The sequence below is a fragment of the Thalassospira indica genome, from assembly GCF_003403095.1.
Classification (GTDB): domain Bacteria; phylum Pseudomonadota; class Alphaproteobacteria; order Rhodospirillales; family Thalassospiraceae; genus Thalassospira; species Thalassospira indica.
This window is the reverse complement of sequence record NZ_CP031555.1, coordinates 2923542-2942536: the sequence shown is the minus strand read 5'-3', so window position 1 is coordinate 2942536 and position 18995 is coordinate 2923542. Positions and strand designations below refer to the sequence as shown.

Genomic DNA, 18995 nt, shown 5'->3' with positions numbered 1-18995 from the left:
CTGTTTTGCGACTTTTTTGGCCAGGTGGGCTTGATTTCACTGCCCGGTTTGTGGAAGGACAGTGCACCAGATTTCACAACAGGCACAGGAAAGAGGGCAGACGCTAAAGCGCGTATGCGATATTCTGTGAACCTGCAGATAAACAGCCGTTGGAAAGAACAAGGGGCAAGTCCTATGACACCGTCAGAGATCGCACGCGTCGAAGATTACCTGCGTCGCACATTCGAGAACCCGAAAATCGCCGTTGATGTGCCCAAGAAAAAGCATCTTCCGGTCGAAATGCGCGTTGGCGACGAGTTTGTCGGTGTTGTTCACCGTGATGAGGATGAAGGCGAAGTCAGCTACTCGCTGAACCTTGTCATTCTCGAAGAAGATCTGCCGCCGGCAAAATAATTGGAGATCTGATCGCATTCAAAGCGCCCCGTGCCTGAACTGGCCGGGGCGTTTTGCATTTCAGGCCAGCACTGGATCACGACAGCATCAGTCGAATTTCGTCGGGGGTGGCGACCTTGCCTTCCACCAGAATGTCATCATCGACCATCAGGGCCGGGGTGCGCATGATGCCGGCATCAATGATCTGGTTCATGTCGGTGACTTTCTCTATCTCATACTCAAGACCAAGCGCCTGTCCGGCGGCTTCGGCGTTTTTCGCCAGCGTCTGGCACTTTGCGCAACCGCTGCCATAAATGCTGAGTTTCATCTTTGATCTCCTGTGATCAGAATGATTGGATGTTGCCATAGATAAAGCCCGACAGCGTCGCCATCACGACGACCAGCGCGCAGTAAACCAGTGTTTTCTGGGTGCCGATGACGGTGCGAATAACCAGCATGTTGGGCAGCGACAATGCCGGCCCGGCCAGAAGCAGTGCCAATGCCGGGCCCTTACCCATGCCAGCGCCCATCAGGGCTTCGACGATCGGAATTTCGGTCAGGGTCGAGAAATACATGAACGCGCCAAGCACGGAGGCCAGCGCGGTCGAGGTCAGGGAATTATCCCCGACGGCCGCCTGCACCCACGCGTTGGGGATCAGGCCTTCGTGGCCGGGGCGGCCCAGTAGTAACCCGGCGATGAAAACGCCCATCACCAGAAGCGGCAATATCTGTTTGGTGAAATCCCAGCTTTGATCGACCCATTCGCGGTCCGGATCGCGGGTAAGCGCGATCATCATCAACCCGACCACGCCAAGGGCAAAGGCCAGCTGCGGGTATTGCGGAAAGATCACCGACGCCAGGATGACAACCGCAGCTAAGCCCGCGACCTGTTTAACGGGCCAGTTCCATTGCCAGATCAGCAGTCCGGCAAAACCCGCCGCCAACAGGCCGGTCAGCACCCATTTGATATCAAAAACGGCCATCCAGGTTGGGCTGTCCGGGACCGAGGCCCAGTTGGCAAAGACCAGAATGCCGGTCATCAGGCCAAAGAAGGCAATGGTGATCGAAAGCGGTTTGCCATCGTCATCCGTGCCAAAGCCGCGTCTGGATTTCTGTGCGCGTTCGCCTTCCTCACGGCGATAGATCACATGCATGATCAGGCCGATGACAATCGCAAAAACAATCGCGCCGATCGCGCGCGCAAGGCCGATCTCGGCGCCGAGGACCTTTGATGTCACAACAATCGCCATGACATTGATCGCAGGACCGGAATACAGAAACGCAATCGCCGGGCCCAATCCCGCACCGCGTTTGTAAATCCCGCCAAACAGCGGCAATACCGTGCAGGAACAAACCGCCAGCAACGTGCCCGAAACCGATGCCACGCCCAGCGCCACCGGCCGCGATGCATCCGGGCCGAGATAGCGCATCACAGAGCCCTGGCTGATATAGACCGCCATGGCCCCGGCAATCACAAAGGCCGGCAGCAGACACAAAATCACATGTTCGCGGGCATACCAGTTGGTCAGATAGACCGCCTCAAGCACGGCATTATCAAACCGCCCCGTACCGGCCGGAATGAAGTAGATCGCCAGAAAACCAAGCGTGATGGCGGCAAACAGCCGTCCTTCACGCGGGTTTTCCCGATAAAGAGCGATCAGGCGATGAAACATCCAATGGCCTCCACATGACCCTGTTCTTGTTTGTAATCTATCCAGATTGGCAGACGTTTACCTTGATACATCGCAACATTGTGCACTGCCGCGACGCGGGGCAGGGGCTTGGCGATTTTCGCGCCAATGCAACCCACGGCGGGTGACCCGGTGAAACAATTGAAAGCCCGAACCCGGTTAATCGTCGCAAATCTTCTCAACTCAAGAGGAAGTTTAGGGGAACGCTTGCTGTTCGTTTGACAGTGTTATTTGCGCGATCCTACCGTTTTGATTGCACTGCGGATGTTCAAAAACGCGCGGTGGTCTTGGTTCGGGAAGGGTCAGGCTACAAGAACTCGCAATACCCGGACTTCAACAACAATCCTGACAATCCATATCAGGGAAGAGGAAACAGAATATGAGCAGTCCATCAAATCGTGGCGTTGTATTCAAAGGTCCGGGAAAAGTCGCAATTGAAAGCATCGCGTTTCCGGAATTGGCGCTGGGCAAGCGCAAATGTGACCATGGCGTCATCCTGAAAGTTATCACCACCAATATCTGTGGCAGTGACCAGCACATGGTGCGTGGCCGTACGACGGCGCCCGAGGGTCTGGTTCTTGGCCATGAAATTACCGGCGTGATCGTCGAGGCCGGCCGTGATGTCGAATTTCTCAATGTCGGTGACGTTTGCTCCGTGCCATTCAACATTGCGTGCGGCCGTTGCCGTAACTGCAAATCCGGCCTGACGGGTATTTGCCTGAATGTGAACCCGGCGCGTCCGGGGGCGGCCTATGGCTATGTTGATATGGGGGGCTGGGTCGGCGGGCAGGCCGAATATGTCATGGTGCCCTATGCCGACTTCAACCTGCTGAAGTTCCCGAACGCGGATCAGGCGATGGAAAAAATCCGCGACCTGACGCTTCTGTCTGACATCTTCCCGACCGGCTTCCATGGCTGTGTCACGGCCGGTGTTGGGCCGGGCAGTACGGTCTATATTGCCGGTGCCGGTCCGGTTGGTCTGGCAGCTGCCGCATCGGCCCACCTTCTGGGTGCGGCCTGCGTGATTGTTGGTGACATGATCGATGACCGCCTTGAACAGGCACGCAGCTTTGGCTGTGAAACCATCGATCTTAAAAAAGACATGCCGATGGAAGATCAGCTTGAAGCGATCCTGGGCGAACGCGAAGTTGATTGCTTTGTCGATTGCGTGGGCTTTGAAGCACATGGTTGCGGCTGTAACCACAGCCACGAAGCCCCGGCAACGGTTCTGAACTCTGCGATGCAGGTGACCCGTGCCGGTGGCTCGATCGGTATTCCGGGTTTGTATGTAACCGAGGATCCGGGTGCCGTCGATGATGCGGCCAAGGTCGGGGCGCTTAGCATGCGCTTTGGTCTGGGCTGGGCGAAATCCCATTCCTTCCATACCGGTCAGTGCCCGGTGATGAAGTATCACCGCAACCTGATGCAGGCGATCCTGTTTGAAAAGATCGACATCGCCAAGGCGGTCAATGTCCAGATGATCAATCTGGATCAGGCACCAAAAGGCTATGCCGACTTTGATGGCGGGGCGGCGAAGAAATTCGTTATCGACCCGCATGGCAGTGTCGCGGCCTGATCGGGCACATAGCAAAACGAATAACAGGCACCCCGGTCTTTGGCCGGGGTGTTTTGCATCCCCCTGAAACAAAATCCCCTGAAACACGTTGAATTGATGATGCCGGAAATACCGGCAGTCAGGTCGATTTTGTTTTCAGGGGTACCCCATGGGTTCATGGATTGAACAACACGCCACCTTGCTTCAGGTTGGCGTCAGCATCGCAACATTGATGGTGTGGATTTTCTATGCGCAATTGCTGTTTCAAAGCTATCGACGTGTCAGACGCCCGAAAATCGTCATCAACCAGATGCTTGGCAATTCGGACAAGGCGCGCTTTCTGATCAGCAATATGAGCCAGGAAGCCATTCATATCGACAAGGTGCTTGTCTGTATTGGTGATGAAACGCAACAGGTGTGTGAGCAGGTCACAGATAGCGATCCGGAAGTGGACTTCCAGACCGATCAAGGCCGCAAATCGGCCCATGCCGCACGTCTTGAGGAACTCACAGTGCAAGGCCCGCTTGAATCCGGCAGATGCATCGAACTGGGCGCGCTGCAAAACCTGATGCGGCGGATTACGCATCAGGCCCGCGCCAGCGATAAGGACACAGGTACTGATCCTGATAAAGCAGTCGGCGAAGGTAAATGCCGCATCGAAATCATCGTGATTGCGGTCTATAGCTCGGAAAAGGGCGTGATCGGTGCCAGCCGGGCCTTTGTCTGTGACGAGGACGGGCAGCTGCACCCGGAAATGGTTCAGACAACCCAGCATGCCGGCTTTTTCGCGCGCAGACGCATGGCGCGCCTGCATGCGCAATATGCCTGATCAGCTCAATCAATCGCCAAACGCAAACGGGCCCCGCAAAGGGGCCCGAAATGTTTGTTCGATTGTGATGTGTTCCGATCAGGCCGCCGTTTTGGCATCCTCGGACTTGATGACCTTGTGAGTGTCTTCATTCATGCCAAGCTTCCAATAGCTTGAGATATAAAGATCATCCTTGCCAAGGCCGCGTTCCTCGCGGAAGTAGCTGCGCAGTTCCCGCATGGATGTAAATTCGCACGCCGCCCAAACCGAAAGGCGACCGTCTGCGTGCCAGGGGATGCGTTTGACCACATCGCTAAGCACCGTATTGACTTCGCCCGGACGCGGATTGATCACCCATTCAATCGTGATGTTGTCGGGCTTTTTCAAATCCTGCATGTCGGCCTCTGAGCGGACTTCGATCACGGCATAGCCGCGCGCATCATCGGGCAGTGTTTCCAGATTGACTGATACTGCGGGAAGGGCTGTCATGTCCCCGACAATCAGGAACCAGTCGGCGGTCGGATCGACCAGTTTTTTGGGGCCGGGGCCGCCAATGGTGATCACATCGCCGGGCTGGCAATTGACCGCCCAGTTCGATGCCGGGCCACCATGATCGTGATCGTCGTCGCCGTCCGCATCACCATGCATGACGAAATCAATATCGATCTCCCGGCCCTGATCGGTCATGCGGTCATGGCGCACGGTATAGGTCCGGCGCAAAACGCGGCCTTTGTCGTCCCCTTCGATCGGAAACATCAGTTTGACATAGGCACTTTCCTGATCCTCGGGAAAGTCCTTCATGCCGTCACCGCCAAGGGTGACGCGCAGCATATTGGGGGTGACGTATCCCTTTTTGATCACGGTCAGATCGCGCTGGGAAGGTTTACTCATTTCTTCACTCCTTGGTCCCAAGTCCTTGGTCATTTGGGCTGTCGGCCGCAAAGTCCAGTTTCTTGCATTTGTGGGTTTCCAGATTGTCGGACATCAGATTGGCAATCTTGACAAAATCCTGGATCTGCTGTGGCGTAAGACCGCGTGTCATGCGGGTTCGGACATCTTTTTCAACAGCGCGGAAATCTTCCATTTTTGCGCTGCCTGCGGCCGTCAAATGCAGGGTTTGGCTCCGTCGATCTTCGGGGTGCGGGCGGCGTTCAATCAGCCCGTCATTTTCAAGTTCTTTCAAAAGCCGGGTGATCCGGCCTTTGTCCTGACCGGATTTTTCGGCCATTTGCTGGGCGGTGATGCCGGGAATGCGGGTGATCCATTTCATCACCCGTTTGTGCGAAATCGGCATTGGCATGTCGGCATCAACCATCGCCGTCATCAGGCGGCGCTTATAGGCATGCACCAGCCGATGCAGCGTTTCGCCGGGGACGTGGATCTGATCTTCTTCCGTCATGGTCTTCTTCTTCCTCACACGCCAGCCGGGCTGGCAATCAATCCGGTACGAAGGGCATGGCGACGTCCTTCGCAAATGATGGCAGACAAAACGGCCGAGCCACTTGCCACCAGCATGATGGTCGAAAGGTCAAACCCGCCACCGGTGCCAATCAGAATGGCCGCCAGTGCCGCGCCAACCGACTGACCCGTCAGACGCGCAGTCGATAGCATACCACTGGCCCCGCCGGACCGTTCACGGGGCGCACTGGTCAGCATCAGGCGATTGTTGGGCGCCTGAAAAAGACCAAAGCCAGCACCACACAGGGCAAGGGCGGCAATGATCGGCACCAAGCCCCCGGCATCGGCGGCAAGGGTTGTGCCATAAAGCCCGATGGCAAACACCGCCATGCCAATCCCGGTCAGGCGGATTGGCGAGAATTTGTCGGCCATCCGCCCGGCAATCGGCGCAATGATCGCAGTGGCGACTGGCCATGGCGTCATCAAAAGGCCCGTCATGGTGGCGCTATGTCCCAACACATCGTGGAAATAGAAGGGCAGGGTGACGAACGCAATCATCTGGGCGCAAAAACCGGTCATCGATGACCCGATGGAACAGGCAAAGACCGGAATTTTCAAAAGGTCGAGGGGCAACATCGGGCGACTGCGCGATAATTGACGCCGCACCAAAAACACCCCGGCGATGAACGACACGGCAAATTGGCCTGCGATCAGGATCGGGTTGCTGTCAATGCCCATATTGCCAAGGGCGGCAACCAGCCCGCCAAAGGTCAGAACATTGAGGAGCGCACTGATAAAATCAAACCGGGCCCGGCTTGGCGTATTAAACGGCAGGCTGAAATAGCCCATTGCGATCGAAATCACCGATATCGGCAGGTTGATCAAAAACAGCCAGTGCCAGCTGCCAACCGCCATGATCGCCGACGCAATGGTGGGGCCAGCAGCAGCCGATACCGATACTGTCATCGCGATCCAGCCAATCGCCTGTCCCAGTTTCGCATGCGGGAAGACATGGCGCATGATGGCGGCATTGATGCTCATGATTGCGGCCGCGCCAAGGCCCTGCAACACGCGCGCAGCAATCAGAAATTCGATATTCGGTGCCATCGCACACAGGGCAGATGCCAGCCCGAACAGGGTAATGCCGCTCAGATACACCTTGCGAAAGCCAATCGCCTCGCCAAGGGCGGAAAACGGCAGAAGGGCAACCACAATTGCCAACTGATAGGCGGTGATCACCCAGATTGCATGCGCCGGTGTTGCCCCCTGATCCTGGGCAATGGCGGGCAGGGCGACATTCATGATCGTGCCATCGAGCACCGCCATCATGACCGTGATCAAAAGCGCCAGGGCGGCATAAATGCGCCGTGGTCCCGGCAACCCATCGGGATGTACTTCGGGGGATATTTTGAGACGTTGGATATGAGGGATCGGCATGGGGCGGTCTCTTTATCAAATGGTGTGCGCGAAGGGGCCTTGGTTTCAGGCACGGCATGTCGCCTTGGTATCGCGTCGGCAAAGCGTGGGGCGCTTGTGGGGTGCAGACGCGACCCTTAATTGGTTGACACTATCAACTATATAAAAATGGTTGATCATGTCAACTATCTTTTTGACCTGCCCTTAAAGCAAGGCTCAGGACCTATTAATTTGGTTTGAATGGTTCACCTGATTTGTGCGGATACGCGGAGCAAAGCCGACGGAAGATATTCATCTTTCAAGGCTTTGCGACAAAGTAGCCCGTGCAAATCAGGTGAATCCAAAGGACAGACGTTATATTTGTGAACTCCGACGTCAAACCCCTTGGCCGGGATACCAGCCCGCCCGGCGGGATTTTCCTTGGATTTCACAAATATAACGCCTGCCATTTAAATCAAATTAATAGGTCCTGAGCCTATTATTTCTGCCGTGTGAGGATGTTATCATCACGGGATAAACAGGGAGGACAAATGATGAAAACAGTTCTGATGATTGCCGCAGCCTTGCCGTTTGCATTCGGCCTGGCCGTTATGCCGGAACCGACAAACGCGCAGCCGGTATTTGTCGATCAGTCGATTGAGCATGGTGGCGGCTGCCGAAAAAGCTCCCCACCCGGTCAATGCTGTCACATGGATCGCAAGGCGAGCACGGTTCATTGCCACTAAGCGGGTAGGCATAAAACCCGATCGCAGGGTTATTTCACCCGATAGACATCATAGAAAATGTGTTTCTTGTCGGCGAAATCTGCGTGGTTGGGCAGATAGGGCATCGGATCGGAATGGGAAATCAGTTCCCACTTCCGGGCCTTGGTGGTGGCCTGAATGGCCTTGATGAAGGCATCGTCATACAGGTCGTCGCGCTGGGTAAAGCTGACAATGCCGCCGCGCTTCACAACCCGGCAAAATTCCGAAAACAGCTGCTTGATTTCGCGGACATAGGTCAGCGTCCCGATGCATTGAACGGCGGCAAAACCATTATCGCCAAAGGCCAGCGTTTGGTTCATATCGCGCTTTTTAAGATGACGATAGACGCCCTTGGCCTCGGCCGCCTGCAGGGATTCCAGCGAAAGGTCAATGCCGGTGATATCGCTATATCCGGCCTTTGAAAGTTCCAAACCCGTCAACCCGGTGCCGCAACCGGCATCCAGAACCGGTGCGTCAAACGGCACCCCGTGCTCAACCATGATGGCCGCCGCCCGCTTGGGCGCGTCATAGCCCATCTTGGGCAAATCCGCGTCATAGCTTTCAGCCCACTTGTCGTAATAGGCCGCAAGGGCTTCTGGCCCTGCATCGGTCATGCGCGTCAAATCAGATGCGCTGTCGGAAATATCCGTACCTCTGGAATTGCCATCACTGGCACCCGTCATGGCTCACCTCGCTGTTTTTATTCTTGGATTTTTTGATCTTGGAGGTGGGTATTAAGCCAAAGATGAAGCCGCAAAGCAAATTTTATGAGGGTTTCTGCAAGGCAACGGAATTCGATGTATATATTCGTATAGTATTATTAGTAGATTTGAAACTAACCTTGTGGTGTATTTGGCAATTATGGGTTGTGGAGGTAGGTATGCCGATTGAACATATGCACACATACTTGGTTTATCCGAACAAGGGCAAGGCAGAACCGTCAGAGATCGGGGGAACAGAAGTCCCAGCTCAAGGACAGTTGTTTGAGATGCTGTCAGATGTATACGAGAAATCTCCTGCAGAATGTTCAATAGAGATATCTTTCAATCAGGCACCGGACGGCCAACAGCACAACGCATGTAGAGATTTGCTTATCTCCTATATAAGAATGCCAAGTGTGGAGACCGGACTTGCAATTGCGCAGCACCTGTCTTCTTTCACCACCAATCGCTCAGGGCTCGGCTTGTTATTTCTGCTTGTTGGTAGGGAAGACGGGATGTACAGGGTAATTGTATCTCGCTTTCCAGCCAACCACGGTATTCTTGCTGAACAAGAGCAAAATGGACTTAATGTTGAGTTCTTGGAGAGAGTTTTCCTCAAAGGTGTCAAAGCCTACAAAGCCGTGATCTACGAAGACAATTCTTTTGAGGCAGGGTTTTGGGATGGAAAAGCGGTCGATAAGCAAATCAATAGTAAAGAAACAGAGATTTCTAGTTATTGGATCAAAGAGTTTCTTGAATCAGATTTCCGTACAACTGGCGCCATGGGAACGAAAAGGTTGGCAGTGGCTCTGCGTGATGCCTCACGATCAGAGATCGATTTGGATATTAAGCAAGAGATTGTCGCTGCCGTAACACTTGCCCGCGGGTTTAATGGCAGGAACCTCAATGCTAGACAGTTCATTGAGCAACTGGGGTTGTCTCCAGCAGCCAGAGAACGTGTAATTTCACAGTTTAAGCACCCGGATTTAACTGAAGAGATTTTTACATTTCAGCACAATACTTTTGCTGATCAGTTGCCTTACAGATCTGTAGAGCTCAATTCCGGGGCAATACTGACTGGTCCAGCGGGGCAATTTGACAACATATTTGATAGGGAGGAAATGCATGCCGAAGATGGTGTTGTAAGATACTCCACCGTAGGCAGGGAAACTGGAGCTAAACTTGGGAAGAAGAAATGAGCGATAAGATAGAAAAAGAATATGCAGAGCGCTTTGAACAGGCTTTGAACCCTATAGCTGCAGATTTAGAGAATTTCCTAAACGAGATTTTGGCTGGGGTTCCTAGGATTGATCGCGTATCAGCTCGGGCAAAAACTGTGGAGCGCTTTGTAGCGAAAGCTGATAAGAAACTTGATAGTGGTGAGCCAAAGTACACCGACCCGATAAATCAAATTCAGGATCAGATTGGCGCGCGTGTCGTGGCTTTCTATAAGGCAGATTTAGACACTGTATCTGATCGCTTGAACGAGTATTTACGCCCAATTGAAACCCAAGAGGTATTTCCAGAATCTGAGTGGGAATTTGGTTACTTTGGTAGGCATTATATTTTTTTGTTGCCTAAGGATGTTATCCCAATTGGTTCTCGAAAAGAAATCATCCCCCGTTGCTTTGAGATGCAAGTAAAGACCCTATTTCAACATGCTTGGTCGGAAGCCAATCATGATTTAGGTTACAAAATGATAGAACATACTCTCGAGGCCGATGATAAGAGAAGATTAGCATATACATCTGCGCAGGCGTGGGGAGCGGATCACGCATTTAACGAGCTGTTCTTGAAAACGGCAGACTAAAATTTGCTGACTTCTATCTCGGCATTTGCGCGAAGCACCCACTCAACAAGTACCCCCCCGTCGGCGCTTCCCAATCAACCATTTCACCAAGGCAGTAAGTGCCGGGGCGTTTGATGAGTTGGAAGTTTTCATCGAGCTCTTCCCATGCGACACCGCCTGCGGTGCTGATGGCCTCGTCCAGTGGACGGGGCTTTTTGATCTTCAGGGTCAGGTTTTTGATGGCGGTGGCGAGTGCGGTTGGGTCGTTCAGGGTTTCGCGCGGGGTGACTTCGAAAATGAGGGCTGTTTTGGTGGCATCAAGGCCAAGCGTTTTGCGCAGGTGATTGCCGATTGAGTTTTTGCCGCGTGGTTTTGACAGGCGGTTGGTGACGTCATCCAGCGTGCGGTCGGGGCAGAGGTCGAGTGTGAGCGTGCCCACACCGGTTTCAAGCCATTGATCGCGCAGCGTTGCCGAAATAGTGTAAACCGCACTGCCTTCGATGCCGGTTTTGGAAATGACGAATTCGCCGCGCACCGTCTGATCCCCACAGGTCAGCGTTACGGCCTTGACCGGGGAGCCTGCACATTTGTCGATTAAATGGTCGGTCCAATCGAGTTCAAAGCCGCAATTGGCCGGTTTAAACGGGTTGCACTTGATCCCGGCGTTAAGCAGGATTTCCATCCATTTGCCGTCTGATCCCAATCGTTTCCAACTGCCGCCGCCAAGGGCCAAAATAGTGATGTCGGCGGTGGCGGTAACTTCGCCATCGGGCGTTTTGAAAACCGCCTGATCGGCGTCGTTCCAGCCGGTCCAGTAATGACGATAATGGATGGTGCAGCCCAGATCATCAAGTCGCCTAAGCCAGGCGCGCAAAAGCGGGCTTGCCTTCATTGCAGTCGGGAACACCCGGCCAGATGAGCCGACAAAGGTTTCAACCCCCAGCCCCGCACACCATGCGCGGATTTGATCGGGCCCAAATTTGCGCAAATGCGGTTCAAGCCGTGCGCGTGATGTGCCATAGCGGGTCAGGAAGGTTTCAAGGTCTTCGCTGTGCGTGATGTTAAGTCCCGATTTCCCGGCCATGAGCAACTTGCGACCCGCACTTGGCATGCCCTCATAGATCGTGACCGCATAGCCATCACCGGCCAGCCGTTCGGCCGCCATCAGGCCCGCCGGACCGGCACCGATCACCATGGCGGTTTTGCCATTCGGGGCAGGGCGGGTGTGCGGCGCATTCGGTGTTGGGCTTGGCATGTGCGGCCTTTGGTGCGGGTTGATATCGGCTGGTTTTAGCGGCTTTGGGCCTTATTGGCAATTTGTCCGGCGTCCGATGGGTTGTTGTGGTCTGGTTCGTGATACTTGACCGCACAGAGCTCGCTGTTTACCACTGCCATCTTGTAACGCCACCACCAGCCCATCAGGACCATAGCCATGATTACCGGAACCTGGCACACGCCAACCGATGAAGAACTTCTGCGCATTCGCGACATGATGGAGGATGCGCAGTTTTATGACGCGATTGCGCGCGTGCCCGATGATGCCCTGAGCGCCGCACTGGCCGGATCAAAGGACACGGCACTTTGGGTGTTTCGCGTTGATCAAAAAGCGGTTGCCTATGTCTATATGACCGAGATGGCAACAAGCCTGCCCAAGGTCGATGAGTTTGGCGTGTTTGAACGCGGGCAGGGCTTTGGCAGGGCAGCGTTATCAAGCCTTGCTGCCAAAGTTGCGCAAACGCCGGAGTATGAAAAGCTGTGGCTGAATGTTGTGGATGGCAATGACAACGCGCTTAATCTGTATCGCAAGGTCGGGTTTGGTGAGGAAAAACTCATTGCCAAGGGCTGGAAAACCCGGTCCGGCCGGGTGGTTGATCAGGTGCGCATGTGGCTGACGCTTGATACGTTGCGAAGCTAGGAGCCCCAACGCCTAAAGCCTATCGATTATCAGTGCGAAACCGGGCCGGGGATACCCCGGCCTTTTTGGTGAAGAAGCGCGAAAAATATCCGGCATCGCGAAAGCCCAGACTATCTCCGATTTGTTGAATGGCGATGTCGGTATAGATCAGGGTCCGCTTGGCTTCCAGCATCAGGCGGTTTTGCACCACTTCGCTTGCGGTCATACCATAGATGTCCCTGGCGATGCGGTTAAGCTGGGTGGTGGTGACGCCAATTTCACGGGCATAGAAATCAAGCGATTTGTGCTGCTTATAGAACGTTTCGACCAGCGCCTGAAACTTGCGGAATTTTTCGGTCTTTTGTTCCTGGCGCGACAGGCGTGCCGAATGATCCTGCGGTACGGTGCGTCCGATGCCAAGCAACAGCAATCCAAGGATATGACGAAGCGCAAACAGCCGACCGGTATTGTGGCTGTAATATTCAACGGCGAGTTGCGATATCAGGAAGTCGGTCGGGCTGTTGGCATCGCCAGAGGATGATCGTGTATCAACGCAGATCGCCTGATCTAGGCGTGCAAGAAGTTTTGGCGCCGGGGCCAGGATTTCCTGCAGGTGATAATCGGTCAGTGAAATCACCCAGCCATCAATATCATCACTGAATTTAAAGCCATGCACGGTGCCCGGCGGGACCGTGATCAGTTGTCCTGCCTGCATGGTCAGATGTTGATCATCAAAGCTGATCTCGGCCGTGCCGTGCGTGATATACAGCAGCTGAAACAGGTTGGTATGGCGGTGCGGTTTGATGTGCAGGTCATGCAGGCGCGATCGTTCCGGGATGCTTTCAAGATGAAAGAATTCCGGTTCGGTGATCGGTTGCGGATCGGATGCGGGGATGTTTTCCAGATCATAGCCATCACGTGCGCGGGGGCTGCTTGCCGCATCGCGTTCGCCGTAAAGCTTGTAGATCGGGATGGTGTTGCGCATGGATGCCTTGATCCTTGGATCGCCGGATAGAGGATTGATTGGCGGTAGTTTAGCGTGTTTTCGGACCGACCAAAAGAAAAGCCCGCCAATATGACGGGCGGGCTTTTCCGAGTTCTGTTAGCGTCGCTAATTGCCAAGCAGCGTTGGCACAAACAACGTTAATATTGGCGCAAAGATCAGAAGCAGAATACGAATAATCTCGGCGCCAAAGAACGGCATCACACCGCGGAAGGTCTGGCTCATCGGCACACCCTTGGCGAGTGCGTTAATGATAAACACGTTCAGCCCCACCGGTGGCGTAATCAGCCCCAATTCCACGACAATGAGTGCGAGGATCCCGAACCAGATCTTCAGATCCTCGGTCCCCATGCCATAGGCCGCGGTTGCCGCCGTCGCCCAGTCGCCACCATTGATATCAACAAGGGCCGGCCAGAAGAACGGGATGACCACGACAATCATCGACAGGCTTTCCATGAAGCAGCCCAGAAGGATCAGGGCAAGCAGCATGAGAACCATGACAAGCCACGGATCAAAGCCGCTGGTGGCGGCGGCTTCGGCCATATAGGCCGGAAGGTTCGCGCGGCTAAAGAAGCCCTTGAGGATTTCCGCCCCCAGCAGGATGAAGAAAATCATCGAGGATGTGATGGCGGTGTCTTTCAGCGACTGGCGCAAACCTTTCCAGGTCAGTCCGCCTTTGCCGCGAATACGCATATAGACGCCGTAGACCAGAATGGCGAAAACGCCCACGCCGGCCGCCGGTGTCGGGGTGAACAGACCGGCACCGAGCCCCAGAATGATCGAGCCAAAGATCACCATCACCGGGATCAGGCGCAGCAAGGCTTCCTTGCGTTCGGCGGCTGGCATCGGTTCGGGTTTCGGGGCCAGTGACGGGTTCAGGCGCACCTGAATGGCAATCACCGCCATAAAGAACAGAACCGCAATCAGGCCCGGAATGATGGCGGCCTGAAACATCTGAATGATCGATGCTTCCACGGTCACGGCATAGATCACAAGTGCGACTGATGGCGGGATCAGGATGCCCAGCGTGCCGCCGGCGGCCAGCGTGCCGGTCGCCAGACGCGGTGAGTATTTCAGGCGGTCAAGCTCGGGCAGGGCGACCTTGCCCATGGTTGATGCGGTGGCAAGGGATGATCCACACACCGCGCCAAAACCGGCACACGCCCCGATGGCCGCCATGGCAACGCCACCGCGGAAACGGCCGAGGATGGCATTCACACCCTGAAACAGATCGCGTGACAGGTTGGCCTGACTTGCGAGATAGCCCATCAGAACAAACAGTGGAACCACGGAAAGCTCGTAGTTCGAGACAATCCCGTAAAGCAGGGACTTGAACTGCTGCAAATAAGGATCAAAGCGCAGGAACGGGAAAAACAGGCTGAGCACATAGTTGCCGCCAATGCCGACACCGACCATGGCAAGGCCGACGGGCACACGCAGTGCCAGGATCACAAAGAGAAGGGCAAGGCCACCAAGGCCGATCAATTCACGTTCAGACATCGGCCTCTCTTTCGAAAATCTGAGTTCCGGCAATCGCCGCCCACAGGAACATCGCAATGATGCCCGGGACATAGAACGGCCAGATTTGCCAGCCGAGAATTGCCGAAAGGGTATTATCGCCTCGCACCTCGATCAGGCCGTTGACCATCATGTAACCCAGAAACAGGGCGAGTGCGGTCATCAGAACGGATGACAGGGTGTCGACCATCCGCGCAAACCAGTCAGGAAACATCTTGATGAAAACGTCCACCGCGACATGGCCGCGATGTGCCTGACAATAAGGGAAAAACATCAACGCTGCCGAACTGACGATCATGCTGACAAAGTCCTCATAGCCGATAATGGCCGGGACGTTGGCATCAAACAGCCGGGCGATCTTGTCGAGACCAAAGGCGGTCACGTTTACGATCGTAACAATCGAGATCAGCAGGGCAAGCATGCCACCGGCAACAGCAAGCCACGAAGCGGCCTTGTAGAGCACGTTTTTCATATCTCTAACATTCTTGCGGGAACAGAGGGTCACGTATCGCCATGATACGTGACCCCACAAGATTTACCAGCAACGTCGGGATGTTACTTGGTGTGGCTCTGAACAGCGGCCTTGGCATCTTCGACAAGTTTCGCGCCATCGATGCCGTTGGAATTGGCTTCTTCGATCCAGCGATCGACGACCGAGGCGGACGCATCGTCAAAGGTTGCCTTTTCGGCGGCGGTGATCTGAACGACCTGGCCTTTGCCTTCGTTGACCATGCGCTTGCCGACTTCTTCAACGTCGTTAAACACGTCACCGATTTCGGCGGCAAAATCACGGCCGGAGTTGCGGTCGATGATTTCTTTCAGGTCATCGGGCAGGCTTTCGTAACGGTCCTTGTTCATGGCAAACAGGAAGGTCGAGGTGCCAAAGCGTGAATTAACGCCTTCGCCTTCAACAGAATAGGAAATCAGTTCAGCCAGTTTCAGCGGCGGCACAACTTCGAACGGCACCAGGCCGCCATCAACCACGCCAAGCGACATGGCCTGCGGCAGGGCCGGAACCGGCATGCCAACGGGCTCTGCGCCCCAGGATTCAATCACCCAGGAACCGGTACGGGTCGGGGTACGCAGCTTCAGGCCCTTGACGTCATCAACCGTGCGGACTTCCTTGCTGGTCAGGTGGATTGCCTGACCGGCATGCACGTGAACGGCAAGCGGGTGAATATCCTTGAGGTCTTCGGCATATTCATCACGAAGATCCCACATCGCAAGGTTGGTTGCGCGTGCATCACCAAGGTGAACACCCGGAAGTTCAAACACTTCAAGACGCGGGAATACGCCCGGGGTATAACCCGGAAGGGTCCAGACGATGTCGGCAACGCCGTCACGGACCTGACGATACAGTTCCGGCGGATTGCCGCCGAGCGACATGGACGGGAAGATTTCAAACTTGATACGGCCGTTTGATTCTTCTTCGATTTTCTTGGCCCATGGTTCAATCATTTTCGACTGGGCCGGTGCTTTCGGACCCAGGAAATGGTGGACGGTCAGGGTGACTTCCTGTGCGTGTGCGCCGAACGACACCATGGTCGCGACAGCTGCACCGGCAAGCAATTTGGTGATCTGTTTCATTCTCTTCCTCCTTTGAACGTCTTGTCGCGTTCATTGCGCTGACAAACGTTCAGCCACGATGCGCATCTAGCGTGCGAAGTTTTCCAAGAGTTCTTTTTGTTATTGTTTTTGTTCTTCTTTTTATCACATGACTTGCGTTTGGCGCATTTCAGCCATGTCGAATTAAAGGCAATCTAATCGCTACGTGATGGTTATGTATAATGATATGTAAGCACATATCCATAACCAAATGATTATCCTTTCGCCCCTGCCTGTGCACTGTGATGACGTTGTGCTTCTTCACGCACAGCATTGATCAGCATTTCAACCGGCGGCGAAATTGGCGAATCAATTCTGGTCGTCAAGCCAACAGGACCAAAGGTGTCGCTGGTATCGATCGGCAGTTCGACCAGATGCCCTTCGGCAATGTCGGATGCCACAGCCCCGTTCGAAATGATCCAGATTGCATCGGTTTCGCGCGTAAAAGCACGTCCGAAAGATGTCGAAACGGTTTCGATACGGTCAGGGATGGCGCCAATACCATGCGCAATCAGCATCTTGTCCACTGTGGGGTGAATAATCGCATGTTTGGGGGGCACCAGAACGGTGAATTCCCGAATGCGGGTAATGTCCGGGTTCTTGTCGGCCAGCAACGGATGCCCCGGCCGCGCAACCAGCGAGATATGCTCGGAATATAAATGTATGAACGACAATCCCGACATCTGATCGGGTTCGGCAAGCCGTCCGACCACCAGATCAAGTTCGCCCACCCGGAGTTGCCCCATCAACATCACGTTCGGCCCCGCCACAACCTTGACCGTGGTGTCGGGGCTGAGTGTTTTGAAATGGCGGATGGCGTTGGGCATGACGCTGGCGGCCACCGTTGGCAGAACCCCCAGATTGATCGAAATCCCGCCTTGCATGCGCACCTGACTGATACTGTCGACACCCTGACGCAGGGCGGTGACACTGGCCCCGGCATAACGCAGGAAAACCTTGCCGAAATCGGTCAGGGTGACGCCGCGCTTTGATCGGTCAAACAGCCGCGCGTCAAGGTGTTCTTCAAGCTCGCGAATGGTTTTGGAAACAGCGGGTTGGGTGATGGACAACGTATCGGCTGCCTTGACGACACTGCGTTGGCGCGCGACCTCAAGAAAGCAGGTCAGATGGCGGAATTTAATGCGTTGATCAAGCATGGGCGCCCTATACATCAACAATTTAGAATGTTCTTATGGCTGGTTCATGCATAATTATATAGTTATGCAAATTACGCAATTCCTCATTTTACATAACCAAATCCATCTGCGAATGTGAGGGCAAACAAGCAGGGTGGAAACGATAATGAGTCTGAAAGTCGCCCCGGTCAACGGGACACACATTCATTACAGCCAGTCGGGCCCGAAAAACGGCCCTGTGCTGGTCTTTGCAAATTCTCTGGGAACGGATCTGCGCATCTGGGATGATGTCGTTGATGCGCTTTCCTCAAAGTTCAACATTGTTACCTATGACAAACGCGGGCATGGCCTGTCGGGTATTGGTGATGCGCCCTATGACGTCGCGCTGCATGCCAATGATCTGATCGGGTTGCTTGATTACCTTGGCCTTGATCAGGTGATCATTTGCGGTCTGTCTGTTGGCGGTCTGATCGCCCAGAAAGTCACCGAGATGGTGCCAAACCGCGTGCGGGGTCTGATCCTGTGTGATACCGCCGCCAAGCTTGGCGATTATGACAGCTGGAACACCCGGATTGAGGCGATCAAGGCGGACGGAATTGCATCCATGGGCGATGCGATCATGGAACGCTGGCTGTCGCCGACCTTCCGCAAGGAGCGGGTTCTCGAAACTGCGATGTATCGTGACATGCTGGTGCGCACCACGGTCGAAGGTTACATCGGGACCTGTATTGCGCTGCGCGATGGAGATCTGCGCGATGCAGCAGCGAAAATTGCAGTGCCGACATTATGTATCTGTGGATCGGAAGACCTCGCCACACCACCCGATGTGGTGCGCGCGACGGCAGACATGATCCCCAATGCGGAATTTGAATTGATTGACGGGGTCGGGCATCTGCCATGCATCGAAACCCCGGAATTGCTGACCCGGTTGATCGACCGATTTACCAAGGAGAAGAACCTTGTCTGAGAGCCGGTATGACGTTGGCATGAAAACCCGCCGTTCCGTTCTGGGTGATGCACATGTGGATCGCGCCACCCAAAAAATTACGGAAATCGACGAGGGTTTTCAGCGCTATATCACCGAGAATGTCTGGAACGGTGTCTGGACAAGCGACGCCTTCACCAAGCGTGAACGCTCCATCGTGACCATCGCGCTGCTTGCGGGGCTTGGCCACGAGGAAGAACTCGCCATGCACATCCGGGCGACCTTGAACACCGGGGCAACGCGCGACGATATCCGTGAAACCCTGATGCATGTTGCGGTTTATGCAGGCGTTCCCGCCGCCAATACGGCCTTTCGCATTGCCAAACAAACCTATGCCGAGATCGACGCGGCATCAGACGCGTCACCCAAGGGAGAGTAAGC

22 protein-coding genes are annotated in these 18995 nt (G+C 54.6%); 9 read left to right on the top strand and 13 right to left on the bottom strand.

All coding sequences use genetic code 11. The features are described from left to right. The first annotated feature begins 174 nt into the window (after positions 1 to 174). Positions 175 to 393: a DUF3126 family protein gene (locus DY252_RS13920; RefSeq protein WP_064790642.1), complete on the top strand. Its 219-nt coding sequence runs from the start codon at positions 175 to 177 to the stop codon at positions 391 to 393. Between the two features lie 76 nt (positions 394 to 469). Here DY252_RS13920 and DY252_RS13915 read toward each other — a convergent pair whose 3' ends face one another. Both DY252_RS13915 and DY252_RS13910 read right to left on the bottom strand, forming a co-directional pair. Further along, complete coding sequence (locus tag DY252_RS13915; RefSeq protein WP_064790641.1) at positions 470 to 700, bottom strand: thioredoxin family protein; 231 nt, start codon at positions 698 to 700, stop codon at positions 470 to 472. A gap of 16 nt (positions 701 to 716) precedes the next feature. Next, complete coding sequence (locus DY252_RS13910) at positions 717 to 2045, bottom strand: permease (protein ID WP_082923628.1); 1329 nt, start codon at positions 2043 to 2045, stop codon at positions 717 to 719. 397 nt (positions 2046 to 2442) lie between these two features. On the opposite strand from DY252_RS13910, the gene fdhA reads away from it, so the two are divergent. Further along, positions 2443 to 3639, top strand: coding sequence for a formaldehyde dehydrogenase, glutathione-independent (fdhA, locus tag DY252_RS13905; RefSeq protein WP_064790640.1), 1197 nt, complete (start codon positions 2443 to 2445; stop codon positions 3637 to 3639). Positions 3640 to 3787: 148 nt separating this feature from the next. Then, positions 3788 to 4447 (top strand): hypothetical protein, encoded by a 660-nt coding sequence (locus DY252_RS13900; protein ID WP_064790639.1) that lies wholly within the window; start codon positions 3788 to 3790, stop codon positions 4445 to 4447. A gap of 78 nt (positions 4448 to 4525) precedes the next feature. Here DY252_RS13900 and DY252_RS13895 read toward each other — a convergent pair whose 3' ends face one another. The 3 genes from DY252_RS13895 to DY252_RS13885 are packed head-to-tail and all read right to left on the bottom strand — an operon-like array spanning position 4526 to position 7261. Next, on the bottom strand, positions 4526 to 5317 hold the full coding sequence (locus DY252_RS13895) for a siderophore-interacting protein (RefSeq protein ID WP_064790638.1): 792 nt from the start codon (positions 5315 to 5317) through the stop codon (positions 4526 to 4528). A 4-nt stretch (positions 5318 to 5321) separates the two neighbouring features. After that, positions 5322 to 5825, bottom strand: a complete 504-nt coding sequence (locus DY252_RS13890; RefSeq protein WP_064790637.1) for a MarR family winged helix-turn-helix transcriptional regulator — start codon at positions 5823 to 5825, stop codon at positions 5322 to 5324. A gap of 14 nt (positions 5826 to 5839) precedes the next feature. Further along, on the bottom strand, positions 5840 to 7261 hold the full coding sequence (locus tag DY252_RS13885; protein WP_064790636.1) for an MFS transporter: 1422 nt from the start codon (positions 7259 to 7261) through the stop codon (positions 5840 to 5842). A 509-nt stretch (positions 7262 to 7770) separates the two neighbouring features. On the opposite strand from DY252_RS13885, the gene DY252_RS13880 reads away from it, so the two are divergent. Next, complete coding sequence (locus tag DY252_RS13880) at positions 7771 to 7965, top strand: hypothetical protein (RefSeq protein WP_231959825.1); 195 nt, start codon at positions 7771 to 7773, stop codon at positions 7963 to 7965. Between the two features lie 29 nt (positions 7966 to 7994). Here the strand turns inward: DY252_RS13880 and DY252_RS13875 are convergent, their stop codons facing one another. Then, a complete protein-coding gene (locus tag DY252_RS13875) occupies positions 7995 to 8666 on the bottom strand; it encodes a class I SAM-dependent DNA methyltransferase (protein ID WP_064790634.1) in 672 nt (223 codons plus the stop codon). Positions 8667 to 8863: 197 nt separating this feature from the next. On the opposite strand from DY252_RS13875, the gene DY252_RS13870 reads away from it, so the two are divergent. Beyond that, positions 8864 to 9883, top strand: a complete 1020-nt coding sequence (locus tag DY252_RS13870; RefSeq protein WP_129542734.1) for a hypothetical protein — start codon at positions 8864 to 8866, stop codon at positions 9881 to 9883. Continuing rightward, on the top strand, positions 9880 to 10494 hold the full coding sequence (locus DY252_RS13865) for a GTP pyrophosphokinase (RefSeq protein ID WP_064790632.1): 615 nt from the start codon (positions 9880 to 9882) through the stop codon (positions 10492 to 10494). Before DY252_RS13870 ends, DY252_RS13865 begins: the two co-directional genes overlap by 4 nt. Before the next feature lie 13 nt (positions 10495 to 10507). Here DY252_RS13865 and DY252_RS13860 read toward each other — a convergent pair whose 3' ends face one another. Together DY252_RS13860 and DY252_RS22360 are read right to left on the bottom strand one after the other, a co-directional pair. After that, complete coding sequence (locus tag DY252_RS13860) at positions 10508 to 11728, bottom strand: TIGR03862 family flavoprotein (protein ID WP_082923627.1); 1221 nt, start codon at positions 11726 to 11728, stop codon at positions 10508 to 10510. A 35-nt stretch (positions 11729 to 11763) separates the two neighbouring features. Beyond that, positions 11764 to 11907, bottom strand: coding sequence for a hypothetical protein (locus DY252_RS22360; RefSeq protein WP_156518955.1), 144 nt, complete (start codon positions 11905 to 11907; stop codon positions 11764 to 11766). On the opposite strand from DY252_RS22360, the gene DY252_RS13855 reads away from it, so the two are divergent. After that, entirely contained in the window at positions 11906 to 12388 is a 483-nt protein-coding gene (locus tag DY252_RS13855; RefSeq protein ID WP_064790631.1) for a GNAT family N-acetyltransferase, read from the top strand. The genes DY252_RS22360 and DY252_RS13855 overlap by 2 nt on opposite strands. 19 nt (positions 12389 to 12407) lie before the next feature. On the opposite strand, the gene DY252_RS13850 is transcribed toward DY252_RS13855, so the two are convergent. The 5 genes from DY252_RS13850 to pcaQ form a co-directional block, all read right to left on the bottom strand. Next, entirely contained in the window at positions 12408 to 13352 is a 945-nt protein-coding gene (locus DY252_RS13850) for a helix-turn-helix domain-containing protein (RefSeq protein ID WP_064790630.1), read from the bottom strand. 126 nt (positions 13353 to 13478) lie between these two features. Beyond that, positions 13479 to 14870 (bottom strand): TRAP transporter large permease, encoded by a 1392-nt coding sequence (locus DY252_RS13845; RefSeq protein WP_063086895.1) that lies wholly within the window; start codon positions 14868 to 14870, stop codon positions 13479 to 13481. Further along, positions 14863 to 15360, bottom strand: a complete 498-nt coding sequence (locus DY252_RS13840) for a TRAP transporter small permease (RefSeq protein ID WP_064790629.1) — start codon at positions 15358 to 15360, stop codon at positions 14863 to 14865. The genes DY252_RS13845 and DY252_RS13840 overlap by 8 nt, the downstream gene beginning before the upstream one ends. An 83-nt stretch (positions 15361 to 15443) precedes the next feature. Further along, positions 15444 to 16475: a TRAP transporter substrate-binding protein gene (locus DY252_RS13835; RefSeq protein WP_064790628.1), complete on the bottom strand. Its 1032-nt coding sequence runs from the start codon at positions 16473 to 16475 to the stop codon at positions 15444 to 15446. Between the two features lie 233 nt (positions 16476 to 16708). Then, complete coding sequence (gene pcaQ, locus DY252_RS13830) at positions 16709 to 17650, bottom strand: pca operon transcription factor PcaQ (RefSeq protein WP_064790627.1); 942 nt, start codon at positions 17648 to 17650, stop codon at positions 16709 to 16711. Between the two features lie 145 nt (positions 17651 to 17795). On the opposite strand from pcaQ, the gene pcaD reads away from it, so the two are divergent. Beyond that, positions 17796 to 18596 carry a 3-oxoadipate enol-lactonase gene (gene pcaD / locus DY252_RS13825; RefSeq protein WP_082923626.1) on the top strand — a complete coding sequence of 267 codons (801 nt, stop codon included), beginning with the start codon at positions 17796 to 17798 and terminating at the stop codon, positions 18594 to 18596. Beyond that, on the top strand, positions 18589 to 18993 hold the full coding sequence (gene pcaC / locus DY252_RS13820; protein WP_008891897.1) for a 4-carboxymuconolactone decarboxylase: 405 nt from the start codon (positions 18589 to 18591) through the stop codon (positions 18991 to 18993). Before pcaD ends, pcaC begins: the two co-directional genes overlap by 8 nt. The last annotated feature ends 2 nt before the right edge of the window (positions 18994 to 18995 follow it).

Bases quoted from the DNA above. Each gene is read 5' to 3' on its own strand.
- DY252_RS13870 (WP_129542734.1), top strand. From the start codon at position 8,864: ATGCCGATTGAACATATGCACACATACTTGGTTTATCCGAACAAGGGC.
- DY252_RS13875 (WP_064790634.1), bottom strand. From the start codon at position 8,666: ATGACGGGTGCCAGTGATGGCAATTCCAGAGGTACGGATATTTCCGAC.
- pcaQ (WP_064790627.1), bottom strand. From the start codon at position 17,650: ATGCTTGATCAACGCATTAAATTCCGCCATCTGACCTGCTTTCTTGAG.
- pcaD (WP_082923626.1), top strand. From the start codon at position 17,796: ATGAGTCTGAAAGTCGCCCCGGTCAACGGGACACACATTCATTACAGC.
- DY252_RS13860 (WP_082923627.1), bottom strand. From the start codon at position 11,728: ATGCCAAGCCCAACACCGAATGCGCCGCACACCCGCCCTGCCCCGAAT.
- DY252_RS13865 (WP_064790632.1), top strand. From the start codon at position 9,880: ATGAGCGATAAGATAGAAAAAGAATATGCAGAGCGCTTTGAACAGGCT.
- DY252_RS22360 (WP_156518955.1), bottom strand. From the start codon at position 11,907: ATGGCTATGGTCCTGATGGGCTGGTGGTGGCGTTACAAGATGGCAGTG.
- DY252_RS13880 (WP_231959825.1), top strand. From the start codon at position 7,771: ATGATGAAAACAGTTCTGATGATTGCCGCAGCCTTGCCGTTTGCATTC.
- DY252_RS13840 (WP_064790629.1), bottom strand. From the start codon at position 15,360: ATGAAAAACGTGCTCTACAAGGCCGCTTCGTGGCTTGCTGTTGCCGGT.
- fdhA (WP_064790640.1), top strand. From the start codon at position 2,443: ATGAGCAGTCCATCAAATCGTGGCGTTGTATTCAAAGGTCCGGGAAAA.
- DY252_RS13920 (WP_064790642.1), top strand. From the start codon at position 175: ATGACACCGTCAGAGATCGCACGCGTCGAAGATTACCTGCGTCGCACA.
- DY252_RS13895 (WP_064790638.1), bottom strand. From the start codon at position 5,317: ATGAGTAAACCTTCCCAGCGCGATCTGACCGTGATCAAAAAGGGATAC.
- DY252_RS13890 (WP_064790637.1), bottom strand. From the start codon at position 5,825: ATGACGGAAGAAGATCAGATCCACGTCCCCGGCGAAACGCTGCATCGG.
- DY252_RS13915 (WP_064790641.1), bottom strand. From the start codon at position 700: ATGAAACTCAGCATTTATGGCAGCGGTTGCGCAAAGTGCCAGACGCTG.
- DY252_RS13855 (WP_064790631.1), top strand. From the start codon at position 11,906: ATGATTACCGGAACCTGGCACACGCCAACCGATGAAGAACTTCTGCGC.
- DY252_RS13885 (WP_064790636.1), bottom strand. From the start codon at position 7,261: ATGCCGATCCCTCATATCCAACGTCTCAAAATATCCCCCGAAGTACAT.
- DY252_RS13900 (WP_064790639.1), top strand. From the start codon at position 3,788: ATGGGTTCATGGATTGAACAACACGCCACCTTGCTTCAGGTTGGCGTC.
- DY252_RS13910 (WP_082923628.1), bottom strand. From the start codon at position 2,045: ATGTTTCATCGCCTGATCGCTCTTTATCGGGAAAACCCGCGTGAAGGA.
- DY252_RS13850 (WP_064790630.1), bottom strand. From the start codon at position 13,352: ATGCGCAACACCATCCCGATCTACAAGCTTTACGGCGAACGCGATGCG.
- DY252_RS13845 (WP_063086895.1), bottom strand. From the start codon at position 14,870: ATGTCTGAACGTGAATTGATCGGCCTTGGTGGCCTTGCCCTTCTCTTT.
- DY252_RS13835 (WP_064790628.1), bottom strand. From the start codon at position 16,475: ATGAAACAGATCACCAAATTGCTTGCCGGTGCAGCTGTCGCGACCATG.